The following is a 23,870-nucleotide window of genomic DNA, read 5'->3' on the forward strand; positions in this document are numbered from 1 at the left end:
CGGGCGGCTAGACCCGCAGATAGTGCTCGCGCTCACCCAGCCAGCGCTTGAGATGCGCCTCCACGGCTTCGGGAAAGCGCGCGAGCATCTGCTCCGCGGCGCCCTGCGCAAACTCGACCAACCACGCATCGTGATTGAGATCGGCAAAGCGCAGCATGGCCTCGCCCGATTGCCGTGCGCCAAGGAATTCACCGGGGCCGCGAATGTCCAGATCGCGCCGGGCGATTTCGAAACCATCGGTGGTCTCGCGCATGGTCTGCAGGCGCTGCTTGGCCGTGGGCGACAGCGGCGCCTGATACAGCAGGATGCACACCGACTCCGCCGTGCCCCGCCCCACGCGCCCGCGCAATTGATGCAACTGCGCGAGTCCAAAGCGCTCGGCGTGTTCGATCACCATCAATGAGGCATTGGGCACGTCCACCCCCACTTCGATGACGGTGGTCGCCACCAGCACATGCAACTCACCGCTGGCGAAGGCGCTCATCACGGCGGCCTTGTCAGCGGAGGGCAGCCGGCCATGTACGAGACCGACCTTCAGGCCCGCGAGACTTTGGGAAAGCGTCTCGAAGGTCTCCACAGCAGTCTGCAACTGCAGTGCTTCGCTCTCTTCGATCAGCGGACAGACCCAGTAGACCTGTCGTCCCTCTTGTGCGGCGGCGTGGATGCGTTCGATCACCTCGTCGCGGCGTGCATCGTTCACCAGCCGCGTGACGATGGGCGTGCGCCCCGGCGGCAATTCGTCGATGGCGGAGACATCGAGATCGGCGTAGTACGTCATCGCCAGCGTGCGCGGGATGGGCGTGGCGGACATCATCAACTGGTGCGGCACCTGCGCATTGGCGACGACAGGTGCATCGCCATTGCTGGCCTTGCCGCGCAAGGCGAGCCGCTGTGCCACGCCAAAGCGATGCTGCTCATCCACCACCGCCAGGCCAAGGCGCGCGAACGTGACCGCGTCCTGAATCAGCGCGTGCGTGCCGATCACCAGTTGCGCGGTGCCCGCTGCCACGCGCGCGGCCGCCTCGTCCTTCTGCTTGCGCTTGAGGCTACCGGCCAGCCAGACGATATCCACACCCAGCGGCTCAAGCCACGCAGAGAGCTTGCGGTAGTGCTGCTCGGCCAGTAATTCGGTTGGCGCCATGAGCGCGGCCTGCCAGCCGGCGTCGATGGCCTGACACGCAGCCAACGCGGCGATGACGGTCTTGCCGCTGCCCACGTCGCCCTGCAGCAGCCGCTGCATCGGGTACGGGTGCGCAAGGTCAGCGCGGATCTCTTCCCACACGCGGGCCTGGGCGCCGGTCAGCTTGAACGGCAAGGCGTTCATGAAGCGTGCGAGCAGGCCATCGTTGCCACTGGTGCGCAATACCGGCGCGTTGCGCGTACGGCGTGCCGCCTGTGCCCGCTTAAGCGACAACTGCTGCGAGAGCAACTCGTCAAACTTGATGCGCAGCCACGCCGGATGCGTGCGCTCAACCAGGCTGTACTCGTCCACGTCAGGCGTGGGCTGGTGCAGCAGGCGCACGGCTTCCGCCGGGGCCATCAGCTTGAGCGGCGCCAGCGGCCCGGTGATGAGGCTGTTGGGCACCGTTTCCGGCAGCGGCGTGCGTGTCAGCGTGTTCAGGATCGCCTTGCGCAGATACGCCTGGGGCACACCCGCCACGGTGGAATACACCGGCGTCAGACGATCGGGCAGCGGTTCGTCCGGGGCGACGGCGCGCACGGTCGGGTGCACCATCTCCGCGCCGAAGAAGCCGCCGCGCACCTCGCCGCGCACGCGCAGCTGCACGCCTTCGGCCATCTGCTTGACCTGGCTGCCGTAGAAATTGAGAAAGCGCAGTACCAGCTCGCCGGAGTCATCGGTGATATGCACGACGAGTTGCCGGCGCCCGCGGAGCGTCACTTCGTTGCGCGTGACCGTGCCCTCCACCTGCGCGGCCCAGCCGGTGTTGGCGCGGGCGACCGCCTCGGCGATGGTCAGGAGCGTGGTTTCGTCCTCGTAGCGCATCGGCAGATGCAGGACGAGATCCACGTCGCGGTGCAGGCCCAGCTTGGCGAGTTTGTCGGCCGGACGGGCCGTCTTGGCGGGCTTGTCTGCCGGGGTCGCCCGTTTTGGTTTCGGCGCCGCCGCGGTATCAGCGTCGGGCAGTGGAGCGGTATCAGCGGCGGAACGGGCGCGAGGCGGCACAGGACGTTTACAATGGCGAACTTTGCGGTGTCGCCCGATTGTACCGGCGCCCGCCACCATCACTTGGCGCAATCCACGTCTGCGCCACTTTTCATGCTGACGCTGTCCGATTTCGATTTCGATCTGCCGCCCGAGCTGATCGCGCAAACCGCCCTGCCCGACCGCACCGCGAGCCGCCTGCTGGCTGTCCGCCGCGCGGACGATGGCGTGCATTTTGACGACCGCCAGTTCGCCGATCTGGTCGACTACCTGCGCCCCGGCGACCTGCTGGTCTTCAACGACACACGTGTCATCAAGGCCCGCTTCTTCGGCCAAAAGGCCAGCGGCGGCAAGGTTGAGGTGCTGGTTGAGCGCCTGCTGGACGAGCACACCGTGCTGGCGCAGATCCGCTCCAGCAAGTCGCCCGTCGAGGGCACCACGCTGCGCCTGGCCGATGCCTTTGATGTGACGGTTGGCCCACGTGCCGAGCCGTTCTTCACGCTGCGCTTCCCGCAGCCGGCGCTGGACCTGATCGAGCAATACGGCCGCCTGCCGCTGCCGCCCTACATCGAGCACGATCCCGATAGCTTTGACGAAACGCGCTACCAGACCGTCTACGCACGCAACCCGGGCGCCGTGGCGGCCCCTACCGCAGGTCTGCATTTCGACGACGCGCTGTTCGCCAAGCTCGACGCCATGGGCATTCAACGTGGTTTCCTGACGCTGCACGTGGGCGCGGGCACGTTCCAGCCGGTGCGCGTGGAAAACATCGCCGAACACCGCATGCACAGCGAGTGGTACGCCATCTCGCCCGAACTGGCCGAGGCCATCCGTGCCACGCGGGCTGCGGGCGGACGCATCATCGCGGTGGGCACCACCTCGATGCGCGCGCTCGAATCGGCCGCACAGCCGGACGGCACGCTCCACGCAGGCAGCGGCGACACCGACATCTTCATCACCCCCGGCTACCGCTTCCGCCTGGTCGACGCGCTGGTGACCAACTTCCACCTGCCCAAGTCGACGCTGCTGATGCTGGTGTCGGCGTTTGCGGGCACGGCGGCCATCCGCGCCGCCTACCAGCACGCCATTGCCCAGCGCTACCGCTTCTTCAGTTACGGCGACGCCATGCTCCTCACGCGCGCCGAACCAGATTCCATTTCCGCCTGACATGCTCAAGTACGAACTCCTCACCACCGATGGCCTCGCCCGACGCGGCCGCATGACCCTGAACCACGGCGTGGTGGAAACGCCCATCTTCATGCCGGTGGGCACGTATGGCGCGGTCAAGGCGATGTCGCCGGCGGAACTGAAGGACATCGGCGCCCAGATCATCCTCGGCAACACCTTCCACCTGTGGCTGCGCCCGGGGCTGGAAGTGATGGATGCGCACAAGGGCCTGCACGGCTTCAATGGCTGGGATAAACCCATCCTGACGGATTCCGGCGGTTTTCAGGTGTTTTCGCTGGGCGATCTGCGCAAGATCACCGAGGAAGGCGTGACATTCGCCTCGCCCATCAACGGCGACAAGCTGTTCCTGTCGCCCGAGATCTCCATGCAGATCCAGCGCCGACTGAATTCGGACATCGTCATGCAGTTCGACGAATGCACGCCGTACAAGATCGGGGATCGCCCCGCCACTGAGGCCGAAGCCGCCGCCTCGATGCGCATGAGCCTGCGCTGGGCACAGCGCTCGCGCAACGAGTTCGCGCGAGAAGGCAACCCGAACGCGCTGTTCGGCATCGTGCAAGGCGGCATGTTCGAGAACCTGCGTGACGAATCGCTGGCTGGGCTGCAAGCCATTGACGCCGATGCGGGCGGCCAGGGCTTTGGCGGTTATGCCATCGGCGGCCTGTCGGTCGGCGAGCCGAAGGAAGACATGATGCGCGTGCTGCAGCACGTGGCGCCGCGTCTGCCTGCCAACAAGCCGCACTACCTGATGGGCGTGGGCACGCCGGAAGACCTGGTGGCGGGCGTCGCCGCCGGCATCGACATGTTCGACTGCGTGATGCCCACCCGCAACGCCCGCAACGGCTGGCTGTTCACCCGCTTTGGCGACATCAAGATTAAGAACGCGGTGCATCGCAATGACCCGCGCCCGCTGGACGAAACCTGCGGCTGCTATACCTGCCGCAACTTCTCGCGCGCCTATCTGCATCATCTGCAGCGCGTGGGCGAAATCCTGGGTGCGCGCCTGAACACCATCCACAACCTCTATTACTACCTGGAGCTGATGGCCGAGATGCGCGCCGCCATTGAGTCGCACGGCTTTGCTGCATTCCAGGCGCGCTTTGCCGCCGATCGGGCCCGCGGCGCACTCTGACACCCCCTTGACAGGACTGGCCATGCGCCCATTTGCCGCAAGACGGCAATGGTAGAATGTTCGGTCCAGTTTTTGACCGATTGACGCACCATTTACGGAGTTTTGACCGTGTTCCTCATTTCCGACGCTTACGCACAAACCGCCCCGGCGGGCGGCGCCGCCAGTGGCCTGATGAGCTTCCTGCCCATCATCCTGATGTTTGTGGTGCTGTGGTTCATCATGATCCGCCCGCAAATGAAGCGCCAGAAAGAAACCAAGGCCATGCTCGAAGCCCTGGCCAAGGGCGACGAAGTCGTCACTGCCGGCGGCATCCTGGGCAAGGTTGCCAAGGTGACCGAGCAGTTCGTGGTGGTTGAAATCGCTGCCAACACTGAAATCACCGTCCAGAAGAGCGCTGTGACGACCGTGCTGCCCAAGGGCACGCTCAAAGCGCTGTAATCCGGTTTGACCGGCACCGCGTGCTGCTTGGCACCGGTGCCGGAATCCCAGGCAGCGCCTATTCTAAGAATCCGCGCCCGCGCCCCCTGGCGCAGCCGTGGAACCGGTTCTCGATCCGTAGCGAGCGGCTCGAGGTTGGCCCGAGAAGCGCAGCCGTACACAAGTACGGCGAGCATCACAGGGCCAAGATCGGGTCGCGCAGTAGGATCGCGAACAGGTTCTTCACCGCCCTCCAAGATGAATCGTTATCCGCTCTGGAAATACCTTGTGATCCTGGTGGCGCTTGCCATCGGGTTCCTCTATACGCTGCCGAATTTCTTCGGTGAGGCGCCTGCCGTGCAGGTGTCTTCGGGCAAGGCCACCGTCAAGGTCGACCTGAACGTGCAAAAGCAGGTTGAGAGCCTGCTCGCTGCGGCCAACATCCAGCCCAACGGCGTGTTCTTCGACAACAACGGCACCTCGGCCAGCGTGCGTGTGCGCTTTGCCGACACCGACACGCAGCTCAAGGCCAAGGACATCCTGGCCCGCGGCCTGAACACCGACCAGACCGATCCGACCTACATCGTCGCGCTGAACCTGCTGTCGGGCTCGCCGCGCTGGCTGACCTCCATCCACGCCCTGCCGATGTTCCTGGGTCTGGACTTGCGTGGCGGGGTGCACTTCCTGCTGCAGGTCGACATGAACGGTGCGGTCACCAAGAAGCTCGACTCGCTGGCTGGCGACATCCGCACGCAACTGCGCGACAAGAGCATCCGCCACAACGGCATCGACCGCAGCGGCAACACCATCACCATCAAGTTCGGCAACGCCGACGACGCCGACCGCGCGCGTGGCGTGCTGGCAGATTCCACCCGTGAACTGGCCTACAGCGTCGACAAGACCGCTGACGGCGCCACGCTCACCGGCACCTTTACCGCTGCCGCGATGAAGGAAGTGCAGGACAACGCCGTCAAGCAGAACGTCGTGACGCTGCACAACCGCGTGAACGAACTGGGCGTGGCCGAGCCGGTGATCCAGCAACAGGGCCCGGACCGCATCGTCGTGCAGCTGCCCGGCGTGCAGGACACGGCCAAGGCCAAGGACATCATCGGCCGGACCGCCACGCTGGAAGCCCGCCTGGCTGACCCGAACGCGCCGCTGGTGCCGCGCGCCGGCGACCCGGTGCCGCTGGGCGACGAGCTCTTCACGCAAGGCCGCAGCGCCCCGGTGCTGTTGCAGAAGCAGGTGATCTTCACGGGTGACCGCATCACCAGCGCCTCGGCCGGCTTTGACCAGAACCACAATGCGTCGGTCGACATCACGCTCGACGGCCAGGGCGGCCGCATGCTGCGCGATGTCTCGCGCGACAACATCGGCAAGCGCATGGGCATCGTCCTGTTCGAAAAGGGCAAGGGCGAAGTGCTGACGGTGGCGACCATCCAGTCCGAACTGGGCTCGCGTTTCCAGATCACCGGCATGGGCTCGACGGAAGCGTCGGCTGACTTGGCGCTGCTGCTGCGTGCAGGCTCGCTGGCGGCGCCGATGGAGATCATCGAAGAACGCACCATCGGCCCGTCGCTGGGTGCCGACAACATCCGCAAGGGCTTCGACTCGGCGCTGTACGGCTTCCTCGCCGTGTCGGTGTTCATGGTCCTGTACTACATGCTGTTCGGCGTGTTTTCGGTGGTGGCGCTGGGCGTGAACGTGTTCCTGCTGATCGCCGTGCTGTCGATGCTGCAGGCCACCCTCACGCTGCCGGGCATTGCCGCGATTGCGCTGGCACTGGGTATGGCCATCGACGCGAACGTGCTGATCAACGAGCGTATCCGTGAAGAGCTGCGCAACGGCGCCTCGGCCCAGATGGCGATTGCCGCCGGCTTCGAGCGTGCGTGGGCCACCATCGTGGACTCGAACGTCACCACGCTGATCGCGGGCCTGGCGCTGATCGCCTTCGGCTCCGGTCCGGTGAAGGGCTTTGCCGTGGTGCACTGCCTGGGCATTCTGACGTCGATGTTCTCGGCGGTGTTCTTCAACCGCGCCCTGGTCAATCTCTGGTACGGCCGCCGCAAGAAGCTGCAAGGCCTGGCAATCGGCCAGATCTGGAAGCCGGGCAATACCGCCCCCAACGCCCAGCCGCCGGCAAAGCAGTAAGGCACATCACCCACAGACATCTTGCATAACCGGCACCGGTCCGCGCCCTCGGGTTCCGATTCGGGCCGGTTGCCACAAAGGGCAGACCATGGAGTTTTTCCGCATCCGCCGCGATATTCCGTTCATGAAGCACGCGTTGGTTCTCAACGCCGTGTCGTTCATCACGTTTATCGCCGCCGTCTTCTTCCTGTTCCACAAAGGGCTGCACCTGTCGGTGGAATTCACCGGCGGTACGGTGATGGAAGTCGCCTACACCCAGGCCGCTGATCTGCCGAAGGTCCGCGCCGACGTCGAGAAGCTCGGCTATGCCGATGCCCAGGTGCAGAATTTCGGCACCTCGCGCGACGTGATGATCCGCCTGCCGCTCAAGAATGGTCCGGATGGCAAGCCCATCGCGTCGGCCGTGCAGAGCCAGCAGGTCATGACGGCCCTGAACGCCACCAACCCCGACGCCAAGCTGCAGCGCGTTGAATTTGTCGGCCCGCAGGTCGGCAAGGAACTCGCCACCGACGGCCTGCTGGCGCTGCTGTTCGTGGTGATCGGCATCGTCATCTACCTGTCGATCCGCTTCGAGTGGAAGTTTGCAGTGGCGGGCATCATCGCCAACCTGCACGACGTGGTCATCATCCTGGGCTTCTTCGCGTTCTTCCAGTGGGAGTTCTCGCTGTCGGTGCTGGCCGGCATCCTGGCGGTGCTGGGCTACTCGGTGAACGAGTCGGTCGTGATCTTCGACCGGATTCGCGAGGCGTTCCGCAAGTACCGCAAGATGAACACGCACGAGGTGATCGACCACGCGATTACCAGCACCATCTCGCGCACGATCATCACCCACGGCTCGACCGAAATGATGGTGCTGTCGATGCTGGTGTTCGGCGGCCCGACGCTGCACTACTTCGCCCTGGCGCTGACCATCGGTATCTTGTTCGGTATCTATTCGTCGGTATTCGTGGCGGCCGCGCTGTGCATGTGGCTGGGCGTCAAGCGCGAAGACCTGGTCAAGGCCGACAAGAAGGCCGGCGGCCCGAAGGAAGACGATCCAAACTTCGGCGCGCAGGTCTGAGCACCTCGCCAGCCGTTCAGGCAGCAAGAAAAGCCCCGCGATTGCGGGGCTTTTTCTTTGGTAATGCCTAACGAATCTGGACCAGAACAGGCTCGATATCAGACAGAGCCGTTGCCTGCAGAAGCTTGAGCAGCAACGGTTTCAAGTCCTGATCGCGGTGGTTGAAACGCCAGCAAACTTCCCCTAGGTAAAGATGGAAGTGTTTGCGAGGCACGCCCCGGTAAGGATAGAGCCAGTTTTTGGCGTAGCTCCAGAAGCCCTCGATGCCGTTGATGTGGTCTCGGCCAACAGGCCTGCCTTTCTCCTTGCGCACCACCACGTGATCGCCTCGTAGCCGTAAGGTGGCATAGGCCTGCCAGGCATCGGTGTAGTAGTACAGCGAGCCTTCACGCGTGTGGGCTTGGATCTGCTCCATGATGGCTGCTTGGTCGTGCTGGGCGATCGGTGCCGCCTTCACTTCGCCATTGCGCTTGACGATGCCGAAGACCACTACCTTGCCGGCCGCTCCCCAGCCGCGTTTGCCGTGCCGAGCCCCGCCAAACGTGGTTTCGTCGCACTCCAGTGCGCCGGTGAATGGCTCACGCAACTGTTCCTGGGCGGCCATGCAGGCGCGGATCAAACGGTAAAAGCGCTCAATCGCTGGGCGGCTGACGGTGCTACCAAAGCGCTGGCGATAGACCGGTACGCCCCACACAAACCGCTGCAGTAGTTCGTGCTTGACCCGCCCAGACAGACGGCTCGCATCCCAGGCACTGCGCCAGCGATATCGGTGACCGCAGCGCTGACATTTGCGCCTGCCATCACCCAGCTGGTATGCCCTCGTGTACCCACACTCCGGACACCTTTTCATCGCCAAATCCTCTCAGATTTGGTCCAGTTTGGTTAGGCATTACCTTTTCTTTGGCAGCTCCACCGACGCCGCTCTGGCAACTCGGCGCCACATCACACCTGCATATCGGACTTTTCCGATTTCGGAAGTCGCAGCGATCCCGCACAGTCTCGGGTGGACGCGCTCCCCACGTGCCCCGGCCGATTCGAGCGGCCTTCCCGCATGGCAGATCGGACTCCCGAAAGCGCAACACCCTACCGAACCCCGCCTGTCGCTCCTGTCGCCTCTCCCGGCTTTCATAGCACGCCAATGCGGCGCGTCACATTCGGCAATGGCTTTCTCCGCAGTTGGGAAAGTCGCGGCAGATTTCGACAAAGGACAGGCCGTTGAGAACCCTACTCCCCGCAATACTCGTGCTGCTGAGCACCATCGGCATCGCCAAAGCCAGTCAACCGGTGCCCGATCAAACGCTGATCGAGCGCGGGCGCTACCTCGCGCAGGCGGGCGACTGCGTTGCCTGCCATACCTCCCCGGCTAAGGGCGCAGCGCCCTTTGCGGGCGGCTTGAAGATGGCGGTGCCCATGCTGGGCTCCATCTTCGCCACCAACATCACGCCCGACCCGGAAACTGGCATCGGCCGCTATACCGAGCAGGATTTCGCACGCGCCGTGCGTGAGGGCGTCGCCAAGGATGGGCACAACCTTTACCCGGCCATGCCGTATCCGTCATACAGCAAGGTCTCGGACGAAGATATCTCGGCCCTGTACGCGTACTTCATGCACGGCGTGGCGCCCGTGAAGCAGGCCAATCTCGCGCCCGAGATTCCCAAGCTGCTGCAGATGCGCTGGCCGCTCAAGCTGTGGAACCTGGTGTTTCTCGATACCGAGCGCTTCAAGCCCATTCCCGAGAACAGCGTCGAGTGGAACCGTGGCGCCTATCTGGTGCAGGGCCTGGGCCATTGCGGCACCTGCCATACGCCGCGCGGCATCGGCCTGCAGGAAAAAGCGCTCGATCAGCGTGGCGGTGCCTACCTGTCTGGCGCGCAGCTGGGCGGCTGGTTCGCGTCCAACCTGACGTCCAACCCCACCACGGGCATCGGCAAGTGGAGTGCCCAGGACATCGTGGATTTCCTGAAGACCGGTGCCAACTCGCACGCCACCGCATTCGGGCCGATGACCGAGGTCATCAACAACAGCACGCAGTGGATGACCGACCAGGATCTGGCCGCGATGGCGGTCTACCTGAAATCCCTGGCCGCCGCGGGCACGGCAATCCCACAGCATGGCCCCGTCGATCCGAAGGTGATGGCGCACGGCGCGCAGGTGTATCAGAACTACTGCGTGTCCTGCCACCTGCCCAACGGCAAGGGCACCGCGCCGTGGCTGTCGCCGCTGGCGGGCAACCCCAACGTGCTGGAAGGCAACCCGGTCTCCCTTATTAACGTCACCCTGAACGGCACGGAAGCGCTGGTGATTGACGGTGTTCCCGCGCCCTATCCGATGCCCGCGCATCGCCACGCGCTCACCGACGCCCAGATCGCCGATGCGCTGACCTTCACGCGCAACAGTTGGGGCAACCAGGCGCCCGCCGTCGCCGCCCGCGACGTCAAGACACTGCGCGAGCAAACCGGACACGACAAATGACCACCTCGACTTCGACTCCCATCACCCTGCACGTCAACGGAAAGGTGGTTGACGTCAATGTCTCGCCCGAGATGCCGCTGCTGTATGCGCTGCGCAATACTCTCTCGCTCAAGGGACCGCGCTTCGGCTGCGGACTCGGCCAATGCGGCGCCTGCTCCGTGCTGATCGACGGCGTGGTGCAACGCTCGTGCGTGCTGCCGGTTGCCGCCGCGGCCGGGCGCCCCATCACCACGCTCGAAGGCATGGGCACGCCGGAGAAACCCGATCCGCTGCAGCAAGCCTTCATTGACGAACAAGCGGTGCAATGCGGCTACTGCATCAACGGCATGCTGATCGCCGCACGCTCGCTGCTCAACACCAACCCGAAGCCGACGGAGGCCCAGGTCAAGGAAGCGCTCGCCTCCAACCTGTGCCGCTGCGGCACGCACATGCGGATCGTCCGCGCCATCCTCAAAGCCAGCGAGGCCTAAATGCGCGTCAATGAATCCACTTCGTTCTCCCGTCGGCACTTTCTCAAGCAAGGGGCCGCGCTTGCTGTTGGTTTCTCGTTCTCGGGGCTGGCCATGGCCCGCGTCCTGGGCGAGATCACCGAGGAAAGCGCCGCACCGCTCGCCAAGGCCAAGTCCCTCGATGCCACGCGCGTCGATGCCTTCCTCGTACTGGAAGGCGATGGCGCGCTCACGCTCTATACGGGCAAGGTCAACCTGGGCACTGGCAACACCACCGCGCTGGCGCAGATGGTGGCCGAAGAGCTGGAGTTTCCGATCGACCGCGTGCGCGTCGTGCAGGGCGATACGGCCATGACGGTCGATCAGGGGGCCACCATCGGCTCACTGTCGGTGTCCAATGCGGGCCCGCAGTTGCGCCAGGCTGCCGCCACGGCGGCAGCGGCCATCCGCGAAGTGGCAGGGCGTGCGTATCGCATGGCGCCGGCCGATGTGCGCCTGGAGAACGGCCTCGCCTTCCGTGGCGCGGCGGACACGCAGGGCACGCCGTATCACAAGCTACTGGCCGCACACCCGCTGTCACTCAACCTCGACCCCAAGGCACCGCTCAAGAAGCCAGCCGACTACAAGCTCGTGGGCAAACCGATCAAGCGCGACGACGTGCGCACGAAGGTCTTTGCCGACTTCACCTTCATGCAGGACGTGAAGGTCGACGGCATGGTGCACGCACGCGTGATCCACCCTGACGCCTACGGCGCGCAGTTGGAAACCGTGGACGACACGCACGCCAAGAAAGTGCCGGGCTTCCTGCGCACGGTGCGTGTGGGCAACCTGCTGGCCGTGATCGCCAGCGACGAATGGGCGGCCATCCGCGCCGCCCGCGCACTGAAGGCCACGTGGTCCGACTGGAAGGGGCTCCCCGAGCAAGCCAAGCTGTACGACGCCGTGCGCGCCCTCCCGCTGCACGATCAGGGCAAGGTGAAGGAAACCGGTCAGGCCGCTGCAGAGATCAGCAAGGGCAAGGCCATTCGCGCCACGTATGCGTGGCCGTTTCAGACACATGGCTCGATCGGCCCCTCCTGCGCGATTGGCGATTACCGCGACGGCAAGCTGACCGTCTGGTCGGCCACGCAATCACCGCATCTGACGCGCGACCAGATCGCCAGGATGTTGAAGATGGACAAGGGCGATGTGCGCCTGATCTACGTGGAAGGCGCCGGCTGCTACGGCCGCAATGGCCACGAAGACGCCGCTGCGGAAGCCGCCCTGCTCTCCAAGGCCATCGGGCAACCCGTGCGCGTGCAGTGGATGCGTGACGACGAGCACGGCTGGGACCCGAAGGGCCCGCCGGTCATCTCCGATGTGGCAGGCACACTCGACGACCAGGGCCGGATTCAGGCGTGGCAGTACACGTCGTGGGTGCCGCATCGCGCTTCAGGCAGTGTCGACGTGCCCTTGCTGGCTGGCGAACTGACCCGCTCCGCAACCTTGGCCGAGCCGCCCGACAACCCCGGCGGCATGGAATTCAACATGGTCGCGCCCTACGAGCTGCCCAACGCCAGCGTCGTGGTCAACCGCTATGCGCGCGCACCGCTGCGCCCCGCATGGCTGCGTGGCCCCGGCCGGCTCCAGCACACGTATGCGAACGAGTCGTTCATGGACGAACTGTCGGTGGCCGCCAAAGCCGACCCGATCGAATTCCGGTTGCGCCACCTGTCCGAACCGCGCATCAAGGCGGTCGTGGATGCGGTGGAAAAGCGCTCCGGATGGGTGCGCCGCCCGTTGTTCTCGACCCAGCCCAGCGGCAACATCGCCCGTGGCCGCGGCATGGCCTGTGTGCGCTACGAGCCGAACAATGCGTTCGTGGCCGCCGTCATTGAAGTGGAAGTGGACCGCACCACCGGCGTCATTCAGGTGGGCAAAGTCACGGTGGCACACGACTGCGGTCTCGTCGTCAATCCTGACGGGGTGCGCAACCAGGTGGAAGGCGAAGTCGTTCAGACCATCAGCCGGACGCTGTTCGAAGAGATCAACTTCTCGCCGTCAGCCGTGACCAGCCTCGATTGGCTCACGTACCGCTTGCTCAAGTTCCCCGAGCTGCCGGCGCAGGTGGACGTGGTGCTGGTCGACCGGCCGGACCAGCCCCTCGTGGGCGCCGGCGAGCCAACCTGTGCGGTCATTCCCTCCGCCATTGCCAGCGCCGTGTATGACGCCGTGGGCGTACGACCGCGCACCCTGCCGTTCAACCCCGAGTCGATTCGCGCGCTGTTGAAGGCCTAACACGCAGACCGAACGTACTAACAAAAACGCCCCGGCCTTGAAAGCCGGGGCGTTTTTATTGCTGCGCGTGGCGCTTATTGCTTGGCGACGCTGGTGTCCTGCTTCAGGCCTTCTGCTTGAATCTTCAGCTTGGTTTCCATGTTGAAACCGTACTTCTTGCCGTAGTCGACACCAAACTCGTCACGGTTGAACGTGAGTTCAGCATCGGCGCCGCATACCTCAACCTTCATCATCGGGTGCGGCATGCACTTGAACGCATTGATCTTCAGCGTGGCCGGCTTGGTCACGCCATGCAGCGTGAGTTGGCCCACGGCTTCCGTCGGCACATCACCCTTGAACTTGATGTCGGTGCTCTTGAAGGTGGCCGTCGGGAACTTGGCCACGTCGAACATCTCTGCGCTCTTGGCGTGCTCGTCCATCTTGGGCAGGCCGAAGCTGATGCTGTCGGTCTGCACGGTCACGTCGATGGAGCCCTTCTTGGCTTCGCGATCCAGCGTAAAGGTGCCGCTGGACTTGTCAAACTTGCCGCGCCACTTCGACAGGCCACCCATGTGATCGGCCTCAAAGCTCGGGTAGGTGTGGGTCGGGTCCAGTTGGTACGTGGCCGGTGCAGCAAATGCGGCGGTGGCGGCAACAGCGGACAGGGCAGCAACGAGGGTACGCAATTTCATGTGAACTCCAGCAGGTAACAGGGGCTGAAACGAAGGCAAAAACAAACGTTGGGGTGAATTACTTCTTGGCGATGACGACGCGGAACTTGATCGTCACGTCATCGGCAACGACGGAGGTGTCCTTCCACTCACCGTCGCCGACCTTGAATGCATTGCGCTTGACGGGAAGCGCGCCTTCAAAGATCTGGTTGGCGCCTTCCTGCTTGAAGGTGAAAGGCGCAGTCACGTCTTGCGTGACGCCCTTGATGGTCAGCTTGCCGACCACGTCCACCTTGCCATTGGCGCCCGGCTTGAACGCCGACGACACGAAGGTGGCCTTCGGGTACTGGGCGGCGTTAAACCAATCCTTTTTCTTCAGCTCGTCGTTGTATTCCTTGCTGCCCACGTCGACGCTGTTGATATCGATATCGACCTTGGCCGTGGACGCTGCCACGTTGGCCGGGTTGTAGTTCACGGCGGCATCGAACTTACCGAACTTGATGTCCATCGGCACGCCGAGCTGTTTGCCGGTGGCGGTGACGCTGCTCTTGGCGGCATCCACCTGGGCCATGGCTGACACCGATACCGACACCGCGGCGATCGACAGCGCGCCGGCGGCAACCAGGGCGATAGCGCGGGGGCGCACAAAACGTTTCATCTTCAGACTCCTTCGGTCAGGCCGGTCGTGCCGGCGGTCTTGGTCAGGATGGGAAGCAAGGGCACCGGCACACGCCGGTGCGCTGGAAAGCAGAACGATCAGATCAGCGCACGAATTCAGCGCAGGAAAGGCAGCATGCGGCGCAGCGTGCCATCGCGGTCAATGATGTGGTGCTTGAGCGCGGCCAGGATGTGCAGCACGACAATCGTGGCCATGGTCCAGTTCAGCCACTCATGGGCTTCGTGGAAGAGGTCCTTCAGCATGTCGCTCTTGTCGAACGGCATGGGCATTTCCCACACACCGAGATAGACCACCTTGATGCCCGCCGCCACGCTTAGCAGGTAACCGGTGAGCGGCACCGCCAGGATCAGCAGATACAACACGATGTGCGCGCTTTCCGCTGCCTTGTGCTGCCATGCCGGCATGCCTTTCACCGGGCCCGGCGCCGGATGCGTCAGGCGCCACAGCACGCGCAGTACGGCAAAGATCAGCACGGTGATGCCGATCCACTTGTGATACGAGTACAGCTTGAGCTTGGTCGGCGTAAAGCCGGGGATATCGGTCATGTACAGACCGAGCCCGAACGCGGCGAAGATCAGCAGCGCGATGATCCAGTGCAGCGCGATGGCGGGCTTGCCATAGGCGCCGTCATCCACAGCGGCGCTGGCGGCGAGATTCGGTTGGGCGGCTTGCGACATCGGTTCCCTCGGTTGTAGGACGCTCGGTATGCGGCGTCTGTGGATAAGACCACAGCGCCAAATGTTTGTGCATTATTGGAGCGATCTGATCGGGCAGGACAACCCAAAGTTCACCGAGAAATTCAAATTTTTTGATGAAACAAATGTGCCGATCAACTCGCCCAGACGGCATATTCTACAGAGCCGGCATAGCAAAACAGCCTCCTCCGTAGCTGTACGGAGAAGGCTGTTTTCAGTGCAGCCACCAAATTTTCGGAACGATCAGGCGTTGCGGATGCGGCGTGCCAGTTCTTCTGCCTTGCCGATGTAGCTGCCGGGCGTCATGTCCAGCAGCAGCTGGCGGGCGTCTTCGGGAATCGCCAGCGTGCCGATGAATTCACGCAGCGCCTCGCGCGAGATGCCCTTACCGCGCGTCAGCTCCTTGAGCTGCTCGTACGGGTTGGCAATGCCGTAGCGGCGCATCACGGTCTGCACCGGCTCGGCCAGCACTTCCCAGCAGTTGTCCAGGTCTTCCGCCAGGCGCGACGGGTTGGTTTCCAGCTTGCCCAGACCGCGCAGGCAGGCGTCGTAGGCCAGCAGGCTGTAGCCGAAGGCCACGCCGATGTTGCGCAGCACGGTCGAATCCGTCAGGTCACGCTGCCAGCGCGACACCGGCAGCTTTTCCGACAGGTGGCGCAGCACCGCGTTGGCCAGGCCGACGTTGCCTTCGGAGTTTTCAAAGTCGATCGGGTTGACCTTGTGCGGCATGGTCGACGAGCCGATCTCGCCGGCTTTGGTCTTCTGCTTGAAGTAGCCCTGCGAGATGTAGCCCCAGACGTCGCGGTCCAGGTCCAGGATGATGGTGTTCGCGCGCGCCACGGCATCAAACAACTCGGCCATGTAGTCGTGCGGCTCGATCTGGATGGTGTACGGGTTGAACGTCAAGCCAAGGCGGCTCTCGATCACATTTTTCGAGAAGGCTTCCCAATCCAGTTGCGGATACGCCGACAGGTGCGCGTTGTAGTTGCCCACCGCGCCGTTCATCTTGCCGAGCAGTTCCACGGCTTCGATGCGGCGGATGGCGCGGTCCAGGCGGGCCGCCACGTTGGCCATTTCCTTGCCCAGCGTGGTCGGGCTGGCCGGCTGGCCGTGCGTGCGCGAGAGCATCGACACATCGGCGTTGGCGTGAGCCAGTTCCACCAGGCGGGCCTGCACACGACGCAGCGCCGGTACGACGACGGCGTCGCGCGCGCCCTTGAGCATCATGCCGTGCGAGGTGTTGTTGATGTCTTCGGACGTGCAGGCGAAGTGGATGAACTCGCTGGCGGCTTCCAACTCGGCGTTGCCCTTCACGCGCTCCTTCATCCAGTACTCGACGGCCTTCACATCATGGTTGGTGACGGCCTCAATCTCTTTGATGCGGGCGGCGTCTGCCTCGGCAAAGTTCTCGACCAGGGCCAGGAGGGCTTGCTCGGCCTCGGCCGAGAAACGCGGGATTTCAGCCAGGCCGGCCTGCGACAGGGCAATCAGCCAGTGCACCTCCACCTTCACGCGGTTGCGCATGAAAGCGGCTTCCGACAGCCACTCGCGCAGCGGATCGGCCTTGGCGGCATAGCGGCCATCGATGGGAGACAGAGCGGTCAGTGCAGAAAGCGACGACATGGCAGGTGGGGAAAAATGTGAAGGGAATCTCAATCCGGACAACCCGGACGCTGCATCGAGCGTTGAACCAAGGTGCATATGCGCACCCCAGCGAGCCCGCGATTTTACCACCCGGCACGCCGGTCTCAGGGCCAATCCGGGACCTTGGCAAGCCTCCGTTTGGTTGAAGCGCCGCCAAGAGCACGCAGGAAAGTGCGCAGCTATACTTCCGCCTCCAACATGACATGCCTATGAAACTGATCGGATCCCACGCCAGCCCGTACACCCGCAAGGTGCGTGTGGTGCTGGCCGAAAAGAAAATCGACTGCCAGTTCGTGCTGGAAGACGTCTGGAGCGCCGACACGCAGATCCACCAGTTCAACCCGCTGGGCAAGGTGCCCTGCCTGGTGATGGACGACGGCGGCGCCCTGTTCGATTCACGCGTGATTGCCGAATATGCCGACACGCTGTCGCCGGTGGCACGCCTGATCCCGCCGGCGGGCCGCGAGCGCGTGGAAGTGCGCTGCTGGGAAGCGCTGGCCGACGGCCTGCTCGACGCCGCGCTCATGCTGCGCATCGAACACACGCAACGCACGCCCGAGCAGCGCAGTGACACCTGGCTGGCGCGCCAGAACCACAAGATCGACGACGCGCTCAAGGCCATGTCGCAGGGTCTGGCCGACAAGACCTGGTGCAACGGCAACCACCTGACGCTGGCCGACATCTGTGTTGGCTGCGCGCTTGGCTATCTGGATTTCCGCCAGCCGCAGATCGACTGGCGCGAGCGCCACGCCAACCTGGCCGCGTTCTACACGCGCATGGAAAAGCGGCCGAGTTTCATCGAAACCCAGCCGCAGTAAGCCCGCCCCTATCCGTGACGGTGACGAGGTTCAGTAACCGATCTCGACCGCCACGCCCAGCACCAGCAGCGACAGCACAAACAGCACCGCAAACAGCGGGAAGATGAAGGCCACCCACTGGCCGTAGTTGACGCGCGCGGTTGCCAGGTAGGCCAGCAGCATGCCCGAGGTGGGCGTGATCATATTCATCAGGCCGCCACCCATCAGGAACGCCAGCACGGTGGTCTGCCCGCTCACACCCGACAGGTGTGCAATCGGTGCCAGGATCGGCATGCTTACCGCCGCCTTGCCCGACAGCGACGGCATGAACACGTCGAGAATCATCTCCATGACCATGATGCCGCCGGCCACCACTGGGCGCGCGCTGTCCTGCGTGAGGCGCGTGAGGCTGTGGATGATGGTGTCGAGCACCAGGCTGTTCTGCAGAATCAGCTCGACGGCAGAGGCGAGCCCGATCAGCAGGCCGGCCAGCATCATCCCCTTCATGCCGTCGACAAACGCCTCCGATGCCACGCGCGACTCGAGCCGCCCCGCCAGCGCAATCGCCATGGCCATGACGATGTAGAACGCGGCGAGTTCAACGTTGTGCCAGCTCCACAGGCGGGTGCCGACGATCATCATCACGCTCGATGCCAGCAGCACGAGCAGCACGGCCACGTGGCTGCGCGACAAGCGCTTGTGCTCGGTCGGCACATAGGTCGTCACCTGCCCCGAGCGGCGCACGCGCCAAAGCCAGTAGCCGATGCCGATGGTCATGAAGACGACGAACACGGCCAGGCGCATGTCGATGCCCGAGAACAGCGGCACGCCGGCCAGCGGCTGCGCAATCGGCAGCGCCAGCGGGTTGGTGACCGAAGCGATGTAGCCAACCTTGGCGGCAATGGTCACCAGCGCCAGCCCGTACAACTCGTTCAGGCCGAGCCGTCGCGCCATGGCCACCACGATGGGAATCACCACCAGGTATTCGGAGATCAGCCCCAGGAAGCTGCTGCCCAGACCGAGCACGATCATCACGGCGGGCGCGAGGCGATAGATGTTGCCGCCCGTGATCTGCAGCAAGCGATCAATGCCTGCGTCGATCACGCCGGTGCGGCGCATCACGCCGAACATGCCGCCCACGAACATCACCATGAACACCAGCGGCGCGCTCTTGATGAGCCCCTGCGGAATCGCCATCACCGCACCGACCACGCTGGCCGCATGCGCCTCGGCCGGCGTGCTCTTGTGCGGCATCGGCGAGGTCAGCTCCGGCAACCCCGCCACCTTCGGCACCAGCTGATACGTGCCCGGCACCACCAGCTTGCCCTTGCGCTCGAACTTGCCCGCGTCCACAAGGTAGGTCATGCAGATGGCTGCGAGCATGACCCACAGCATCATCACAATCGGGTGCATGAACCCGGCGTGCGGGCGTTGCGTTTCTACGCGTTCGGTCTCCAGGGTGGCGGACATGCAATTGGCTCCTGCGGCGGATCGTTATTGAAGAATCAGGGGGGTGGCGGGTTGTAGCCAAGCTCGCGGCCGATGCTTGCAGCGCAGGCCAGCAGTGGTTCAAGCAATTGCGGCACGTCGCGCGCGGTGATGCGCGTGTCCGGCCCCGAAATGCTGAGCGCGGCGACGGCCATGCCGCTCACGTCGCGCACCGGCACGGACACGGCCGCGGCGCCCGGCGTGACTTCGGCAAAGCTGGTGGCGTAACCCTTCTGCTGGACGGCGGCGATCTGCTCGGCAATGACCTGCGGTTCAGGGCCAAGGGATTCAGCCGCCATCTGCTTGACCTTGCTGAGGTACTGCGCGCGCACCTCTTGCGGGGCAAACGCCAGCAGCACCTTGCCGGCCGCGCCGTACCACAGCGGGCGGCGGTTGCCAACGCGGCCGATGATGCGCATCTCGTGCGAGGTCTCGCAGCGCGCCACACACACGGTCTCCTGTCCTTCGCGCACGCGCAGGATGACGGTCTCGTTCACCTGCTGGTTGAGCAGCAGCATGTGCCGATGCGCGGTGCGCACCACGGCATCCTGCGCGGCAGCAGCCACACCCACCACGAAGGCCTGCGGGCCGAGCGCGTAGGTCGACGTCTTGGCATCGAGAATGACGAAGCGGTGCGCCTCCAGCGTATGCAGCAGGCGGAACGCGCGCGACTTGTTGATGCCGAGGCGGTTGGACAGCTCGGTCACCCCGAGCCCCGGATGTTCCGCCACCAGCGTCAGCAACGACAACGCGCTGTCGACCGATTCGACGATGTAGCTCATGGCACCTAACCCTTGATCTGTTCGTTTACGTAGCCGCGCAAGGCTTCCACGAAACGGGTCAGTTGTCCACGCAAAGCCGCGAAGCCATCGTGCTTCTCGCAGGTGGCTTCATCCATATAGAGCGCGCGGTTCAGTTCGATCTGGATGCTGTGCCGGTGCGCTGCTGGATCGCCATAGCTGCGCACCAGATCGCCACCGCGATATGGGTCGTTGATCTGCACACGAAAGCCCAGCGCGCGCAGTGTGTCGGCCACCCACGCAGTGAACGCCGGATCAGCGCTGGTGCCGCTGCGATCGCTCACGACCGCATCCGGGCGCAGCGCGCCGTTGTCTTCGTTCATGGCGTTGCCGCGCGACTTCATCGAATGGCAGTCGACGTGCCAGACATGGCCGAACTGCTGCCACGCACCGTCGAGCGCCGCTTCCAGTGCCGCGCGATACGGCAGGTAGTAGTGGTCGATGCGCGCACGTACCTCAGCCAGCGAGAGCGGCGTGTCATACATCGGCACGCCGGGCAGCGCAAACCGGCGGATCAGCCCCATGCCGCGCGCGGTGTACGACTCCGGCTGTAGCGGTGTGGGCCACGGCTCGGCCAGCAGCGCCGCGTCGATGTCGTTGATCGAGCGGTTGGCATCGATGTACGCCCGCGGAAACGCTGCCGCCAGCAACGTACCGCCCTGCTCCGGCACCCCAGCCCACAACTCGTCGACATACGCATCCCACGTGGTCAGCAGCGCCTCTTCGGGCGCCACGGTCGCAAAGCCCTCGGGAAACGCTCGCGAGCTATGCGGCGAATCGAAAACGACAGGCATGGCAGGCACCTGCGGCAGCGTGAGGTGGAAGGCGGAGGGAGACGGCATCGACATCGAACAAGCGCAGCGTTTTTGAAACACCGTTTTATTTAATGAAACCGAAGTGTGGCAGTGCGCGGTGCATCCTGACAACACGGGTTATCCCGTAAACAGCCTAGCTTGAGCTTCACTTATCTACCACAGCCGTTTACGGGAAATCACCCATATGCCCACACTTGACACCGAATTGCCATCACCCGCACGATTTTATGAAACATTGTTTTATTCTATAAAACCAGAGAGGAGAAACCCCCATGCAACGCTTTGCCCCGGCCGGCCTGATGGCACTCGGCTGTCTGATGTCGGTCGCCACCCCAAGCGCCGCCGCCGACGTCACCCTGTATGGACGCGTCGATCTCGATGCCGAAATCCAGAAGGGCCCGAAGGGCTCCACCGCGCAGGAGACCGACAACGCCTCACGCTGGGGCATGCGCGGCCAGGAAGACCTGGGCAACGGCATGAAGGCAGTGTTCGGGTTGGAGCAAGGTTTCAACGCGAACGACGGGACCGCCGTCACCCCGCAGTTCCGCAACGCCTATGTGGGGTTGACCGGCGCGTTCGGTGCGTTCGCCCTGGGCCGGTTGGATTCGGCCACGGCAGTGGGCTCGCCCATCTATTCGCAGATCACGCACATCACGGATTTCGTCATCCACGACGCGGGCGCCACGGCCATCGGTACCAAGGTGCTCAATGCGCGCAACCGCGTGTCGAACGCCTTCGGGTATCAATCGCCGGATTTCGGTGGTTTCTCGCTGCGCGCGCGGATGTACTTTGCCGGCCCGGAAACGCCGCCGGCCAATCCGGCCGCTCCTGTGCGCTTCGAGAGCGACTGGCGCGCCTACGACGTCGGCCTGAACTACGACAATGGCCCGTTCTCTGCGGGCCTCGGCTACTCGAAGGATGACAAGCGCGGCGGCTTGGTCGCCAATGATTTCAACGACAAGGTGCAGTTGGCCGTCGGCTACAACTTCACGGTGGTCAATACCTATGCCGTGATCGGCCGTGATCGCTATGCCGGCACGATGACCACGCGCTCACAGGTGCGCTACTGGTTGGCGGGTTTCACGGTGCCGTTCGGCACCGCGCACCAGATCACCGCCAACTACATGGAGCGCGACGTGCAGACCGACCGCGCGGGCCGGCTCAAGAAGCTCCAGATCGGCTACGGCTACAACCTCAGCAAGCGCACCATGCCCTACGTGTTCTTCGACCGCGAAGACCCGAACTCCAACGTGCGCGGCAACCGGGTGACGACCTACGGCGCCGGCATCAAGCACCTGTTCTGATCGACGCGATCGACCCGATGCGCGTTACACCGCCACCGGGTCGAACCGCTCGGCCTGGGCCATCGGCCAATAGCGCTCGTACAGCTGATAGCGATACCGCCCGGCGAGCAGATCGCCGGGTTCGAGATACTTGAGCAGCGTGGAGAGCAACTGCACCTCGTTGCCCGACACACGACGCACGATATGGTGCGCGCGGAAGTCCGCCGGATGTTGCAAGCCCGCCGCCTGCGTCAGTTCCAACAACGCATGCAGCGTGTGGTCGTGGTACTGATGCACGCGCTCGGCCTTGTCCGGCACCACCAGTGCCTTCTGGCGGGATTTGTCCTGCGTGGCGACGCCCGTCGGGCAGCGATCGGTGTGGCATTTCTGCGCCTGAATGCAGCCCAGCGCAAACATGAAACCGCGCGCGGCGTTGCACCAGTCGGCGCCCATCGCCAGCGTGCGGGCCACGTCGAAGGCCGTGACGATCTTGCCCGATGCGCCGATCTTGATCTTGTCGCGCAGGTTGGCGCCCACCAGCGTGTTGTGCACCAGCAGCAGCCCTTCCTGCAGCGGCGTGCCCACGTGGTCGGTAAATTCCAGCGGCGCCGCGCCCGTGCCGCCCTCTGCGCCATCGACGACGATGAAGTCCGGCAAGATGCCCGACTCCAGCATGGCCTTGACGATGCCAAAGAACTCCCACGGGTGTCCGATGCACAGCTTGAAGCCCGTGGGCTTGCCGCCCGACAGCGTGCGCAGCCGGTCCACAAACTGCAGCAGACCCAGCGGCGTTGAGAACTCCGAATGCGCGGCTGGCGAAACACAAGCCTGCCCGATCGGAATACCGCGCGTGGCGGCAATCTCCGGCGTGACCTTGGCCGCCGGCAGCACACCGCCGTGGCCCGGCTTGGCACCCTGTGAAAGCTTCACCTCGATCATCTTCACCTGCGGGCTGCGCGCCTGCTCGGCAAACTTGTCCGGATCAAAGCGACCATTGGCATCGCGGCAGCCGAAGTAGCCTGAGGCGACTTCCCAGATCAGGTCGCCGCCCTCTTCGCGGTGGTACGGCGAGATCGAACCCTCGCCCGTGTCATGGATGAAGTTACCGAGCTTGGCACCGCGATTGAGCGCGCGGATGGCGTTGCCCGACAACGCCCCAAAGCTCATCGCCGAGATGTTGAACACCGACATCGAATACGGCTTGGCACGCCCCTCGCCCACCATCACGCGAAAGTCCGCCGAAGCAATGCGCGTGGGCGCAAGCGAATGGCCAATCCACTCGTGCCCGGCGATCTTCACATCCAGTTCGGTGCCGAACGGGCGGCTGTCGACTTCGCCCTTGGCGCGCTGGTAGACGATGCTGCGCTGGGCACGCGAGAACGGACGCTCGTCGGTGTCGTCCTCAACGAAGTACTGGCGGATTTCCGGGCGGATGAACTCGAACAGGAAGCGGAAGTGGCCCCACAGCGGGTAGTTGCGCAGCACCGAGTGGCGCGTCTGCGTGACGTCGTAGATACCCAGCAGCACCAGCAGACCCGGGATGAGTGCGCACGCCCAATGCAGGTGTCCTGTGGCCCAGAACCCGGCGGTGATGACAAACAACAGCACAACACCCGCGAAGGCCCAATAGCGACGAGGCAGCATGACAAACCCTGTGTGGAGACGAATCAGGGCGCCAGCATAACCGACCATGCGCGACCCGCGTGACG

General features: G+C 64.1%; 20 protein-coding genes. 10 read left to right on the plus strand and 10 right to left on the minus strand.

The features are described 5' to 3' along the window. Nucleotides 1–7 precede the first annotated feature (7 nt). Nucleotides 8–2,185, minus strand: coding sequence for an ATP-dependent DNA helicase RecG (recG, locus tag V6657_RS13725; protein ID WP_048933021.1), 2,178 nt, complete (start codon nt 2,183–2,185; stop codon nt 8–10). A 93-nt stretch (nt 2,186–2,278) separates the two neighbouring features. Between recG and queA the strand changes: the two genes are divergently transcribed. The 5 genes from queA to secF all read left to right on the plus strand — a co-directional run bounded on the left by queA (nt 2,279) and on the right by secF (nt 8,112). Then, a complete protein-coding gene (gene queA / locus V6657_RS13730) occupies nt 2,279–3,331 on the plus strand; it encodes a tRNA preQ1(34) S-adenosylmethionine ribosyltransferase-isomerase QueA (protein ID WP_048933167.1) in 1,053 nt (350 codons plus the stop codon). Nucleotide 3,332: 1 nt separating this feature from the next. Next, nucleotides 3,333–4,484: a tRNA guanosine(34) transglycosylase Tgt gene (tgt, locus tag V6657_RS13735; protein ID WP_048933022.1), complete on the plus strand. Its 1,152-nt coding sequence runs from the start codon at nt 3,333–3,335 to the stop codon at nt 4,482–4,484. A gap of 108 nt (nt 4,485–4,592) precedes the next feature. Further along, nucleotides 4,593–4,922, plus strand: coding sequence for a preprotein translocase subunit YajC (yajC, locus tag V6657_RS13740; protein WP_031329700.1), 330 nt, complete (start codon nt 4,593–4,595; stop codon nt 4,920–4,922). A 237-nt stretch (nt 4,923–5,159) separates the two neighbouring features. Further along, complete coding sequence (secD, locus tag V6657_RS13745; protein WP_048933023.1) at nt 5,160–7,052, plus strand: protein translocase subunit SecD; 1,893 nt, start codon at nt 5,160–5,162, stop codon at nt 7,050–7,052. Nucleotides 7,053–7,140: 88 nt separating this feature from the next. Then, complete coding sequence (gene secF, locus V6657_RS13750) at nt 7,141–8,112, plus strand: protein translocase subunit SecF (RefSeq protein ID WP_048933024.1); 972 nt, start codon at nt 7,141–7,143, stop codon at nt 8,110–8,112. 67 nt (nt 8,113–8,179) lie between these two features. On the opposite strand, the gene V6657_RS13755 is transcribed toward secF, so the two are convergent. After that, nucleotides 8,180–8,806, minus strand: coding sequence for an IS1595 family transposase (locus V6657_RS13755; protein ID WP_248694658.1), 627 nt, complete (start codon nt 8,804–8,806; stop codon nt 8,180–8,182). A gap of 521 nt (nt 8,807–9,327) precedes the next feature. Between V6657_RS13755 and V6657_RS13760 the strand changes: the two genes are divergently transcribed. Genes V6657_RS13760 through V6657_RS13770 form a run of 3 tightly spaced genes read left to right on the plus strand, consistent with a single transcriptional unit; the run spans nt 9,328 to nt 13,310 of the window. Continuing rightward, nucleotides 9,328–10,584: a cytochrome c gene (locus tag V6657_RS13760; RefSeq protein ID WP_248694659.1), complete on the plus strand. Its 1,257-nt coding sequence runs from the start codon at nt 9,328–9,330 to the stop codon at nt 10,582–10,584. Next, nucleotides 10,581–11,054, plus strand: coding sequence for a (2Fe-2S)-binding protein (locus V6657_RS13765; RefSeq protein WP_048933025.1), 474 nt, complete (start codon nt 10,581–10,583; stop codon nt 11,052–11,054). Before V6657_RS13760 ends, V6657_RS13765 begins: the two co-directional genes overlap by 4 nt. Next, nucleotides 11,055–13,310 (plus strand): molybdopterin cofactor-binding domain-containing protein, encoded by a 2,256-nt coding sequence (locus V6657_RS13770; protein ID WP_048933026.1) that lies wholly within the window; start codon nt 11,055–11,057, stop codon nt 13,308–13,310. It abuts the gene before it with no gap. Nucleotides 13,311–13,384: 74 nt separating this feature from the next. On the opposite strand, the gene V6657_RS13775 is transcribed toward V6657_RS13770, so the two are convergent. The 4 genes from V6657_RS13775 to purB all read right to left on the minus strand — a co-directional run bounded on the left by V6657_RS13775 (nt 13,385) and on the right by purB (nt 16,957). Continuing rightward, nucleotides 13,385–13,981 carry a YceI family protein gene (locus V6657_RS13775; RefSeq protein WP_048933027.1) on the minus strand — a complete coding sequence of 199 codons (597 nt, stop codon included), beginning with the start codon at nt 13,979–13,981 and terminating at the stop codon, nt 13,385–13,387. A gap of 58 nt (nt 13,982–14,039) precedes the next feature. Continuing rightward, entirely contained in the window at nt 14,040–14,618 is a 579-nt protein-coding gene (locus V6657_RS13780) for a YceI family protein (protein ID WP_048933028.1), read from the minus strand. A 116-nt stretch (nt 14,619–14,734) separates the two neighbouring features. Continuing rightward, nucleotides 14,735–15,316, minus strand: coding sequence for a cytochrome b (locus V6657_RS13785; protein ID WP_048933029.1), 582 nt, complete (start codon nt 15,314–15,316; stop codon nt 14,735–14,737). A gap of 261 nt (nt 15,317–15,577) precedes the next feature. Continuing rightward, the gene (gene purB, locus V6657_RS13790; RefSeq protein WP_048933030.1) at nt 15,578–16,957 is read right to left on the minus strand and encodes an adenylosuccinate lyase; all 1,380 of its coding nucleotides are present in this window, start codon (nt 16,955–16,957) and stop codon (nt 15,578–15,580) included. 230 nt (nt 16,958–17,187) lie between these two features. Between purB and V6657_RS13795 the strand changes: the two genes are divergently transcribed. Then, on the plus strand, nt 17,188–17,796 hold the full coding sequence (locus V6657_RS13795; protein WP_048933031.1) for a glutathione S-transferase N-terminal domain-containing protein: 609 nt from the start codon (nt 17,188–17,190) through the stop codon (nt 17,794–17,796). Between the two features lie 30 nt (nt 17,797–17,826). Here the strand turns inward: V6657_RS13795 and V6657_RS13800 are convergent, their stop codons facing one another. The 3 genes from V6657_RS13800 to V6657_RS13810 are packed head-to-tail and all read right to left on the minus strand — an operon-like array spanning nt 17,827 to nt 20,911. Then, nucleotides 17,827–19,245, minus strand: a complete 1,419-nt coding sequence (locus V6657_RS13800) for an SLC13 family permease (RefSeq protein ID WP_048933032.1) — start codon at nt 19,243–19,245, stop codon at nt 17,827–17,829. Nucleotides 19,246–19,280: 35 nt separating this feature from the next. Then, nucleotides 19,281–20,045, minus strand: a complete 765-nt coding sequence (locus V6657_RS13805) for an IclR family transcriptional regulator (RefSeq protein WP_048933033.1) — start codon at nt 20,043–20,045, stop codon at nt 19,281–19,283. 5 nt (nt 20,046–20,050) lie between these two features. Next, nucleotides 20,051–20,911 (minus strand): N-formylglutamate amidohydrolase, encoded by an 861-nt coding sequence (locus V6657_RS13810; RefSeq protein ID WP_048933034.1) that lies wholly within the window; start codon nt 20,909–20,911, stop codon nt 20,051–20,053. A gap of 239 nt (nt 20,912–21,150) precedes the next feature. On the opposite strand from V6657_RS13810, the gene V6657_RS13815 reads away from it, so the two are divergent. Further along, nucleotides 21,151–22,182 (plus strand): porin, encoded by a 1,032-nt coding sequence (locus tag V6657_RS13815; protein WP_048933035.1) that lies wholly within the window; start codon nt 21,151–21,153, stop codon nt 22,180–22,182. Between the two features lie 24 nt (nt 22,183–22,206). On the opposite strand, the gene V6657_RS13820 is transcribed toward V6657_RS13815, so the two are convergent. Beyond that, a complete protein-coding gene (locus V6657_RS13820) occupies nt 22,207–23,805 on the minus strand; it encodes an FMN-binding glutamate synthase family protein (RefSeq protein ID WP_048933036.1) in 1,599 nt (532 codons plus the stop codon). Nucleotides 23,806–23,870 lie beyond the last annotated feature (65 nt).

Origin of the sequence: Ralstonia sp. RRA, from assembly GCF_037023145.1 — a bacterium.
Taxonomy (GTDB): domain Bacteria; phylum Pseudomonadota; class Gammaproteobacteria; order Burkholderiales; family Burkholderiaceae; genus Ralstonia.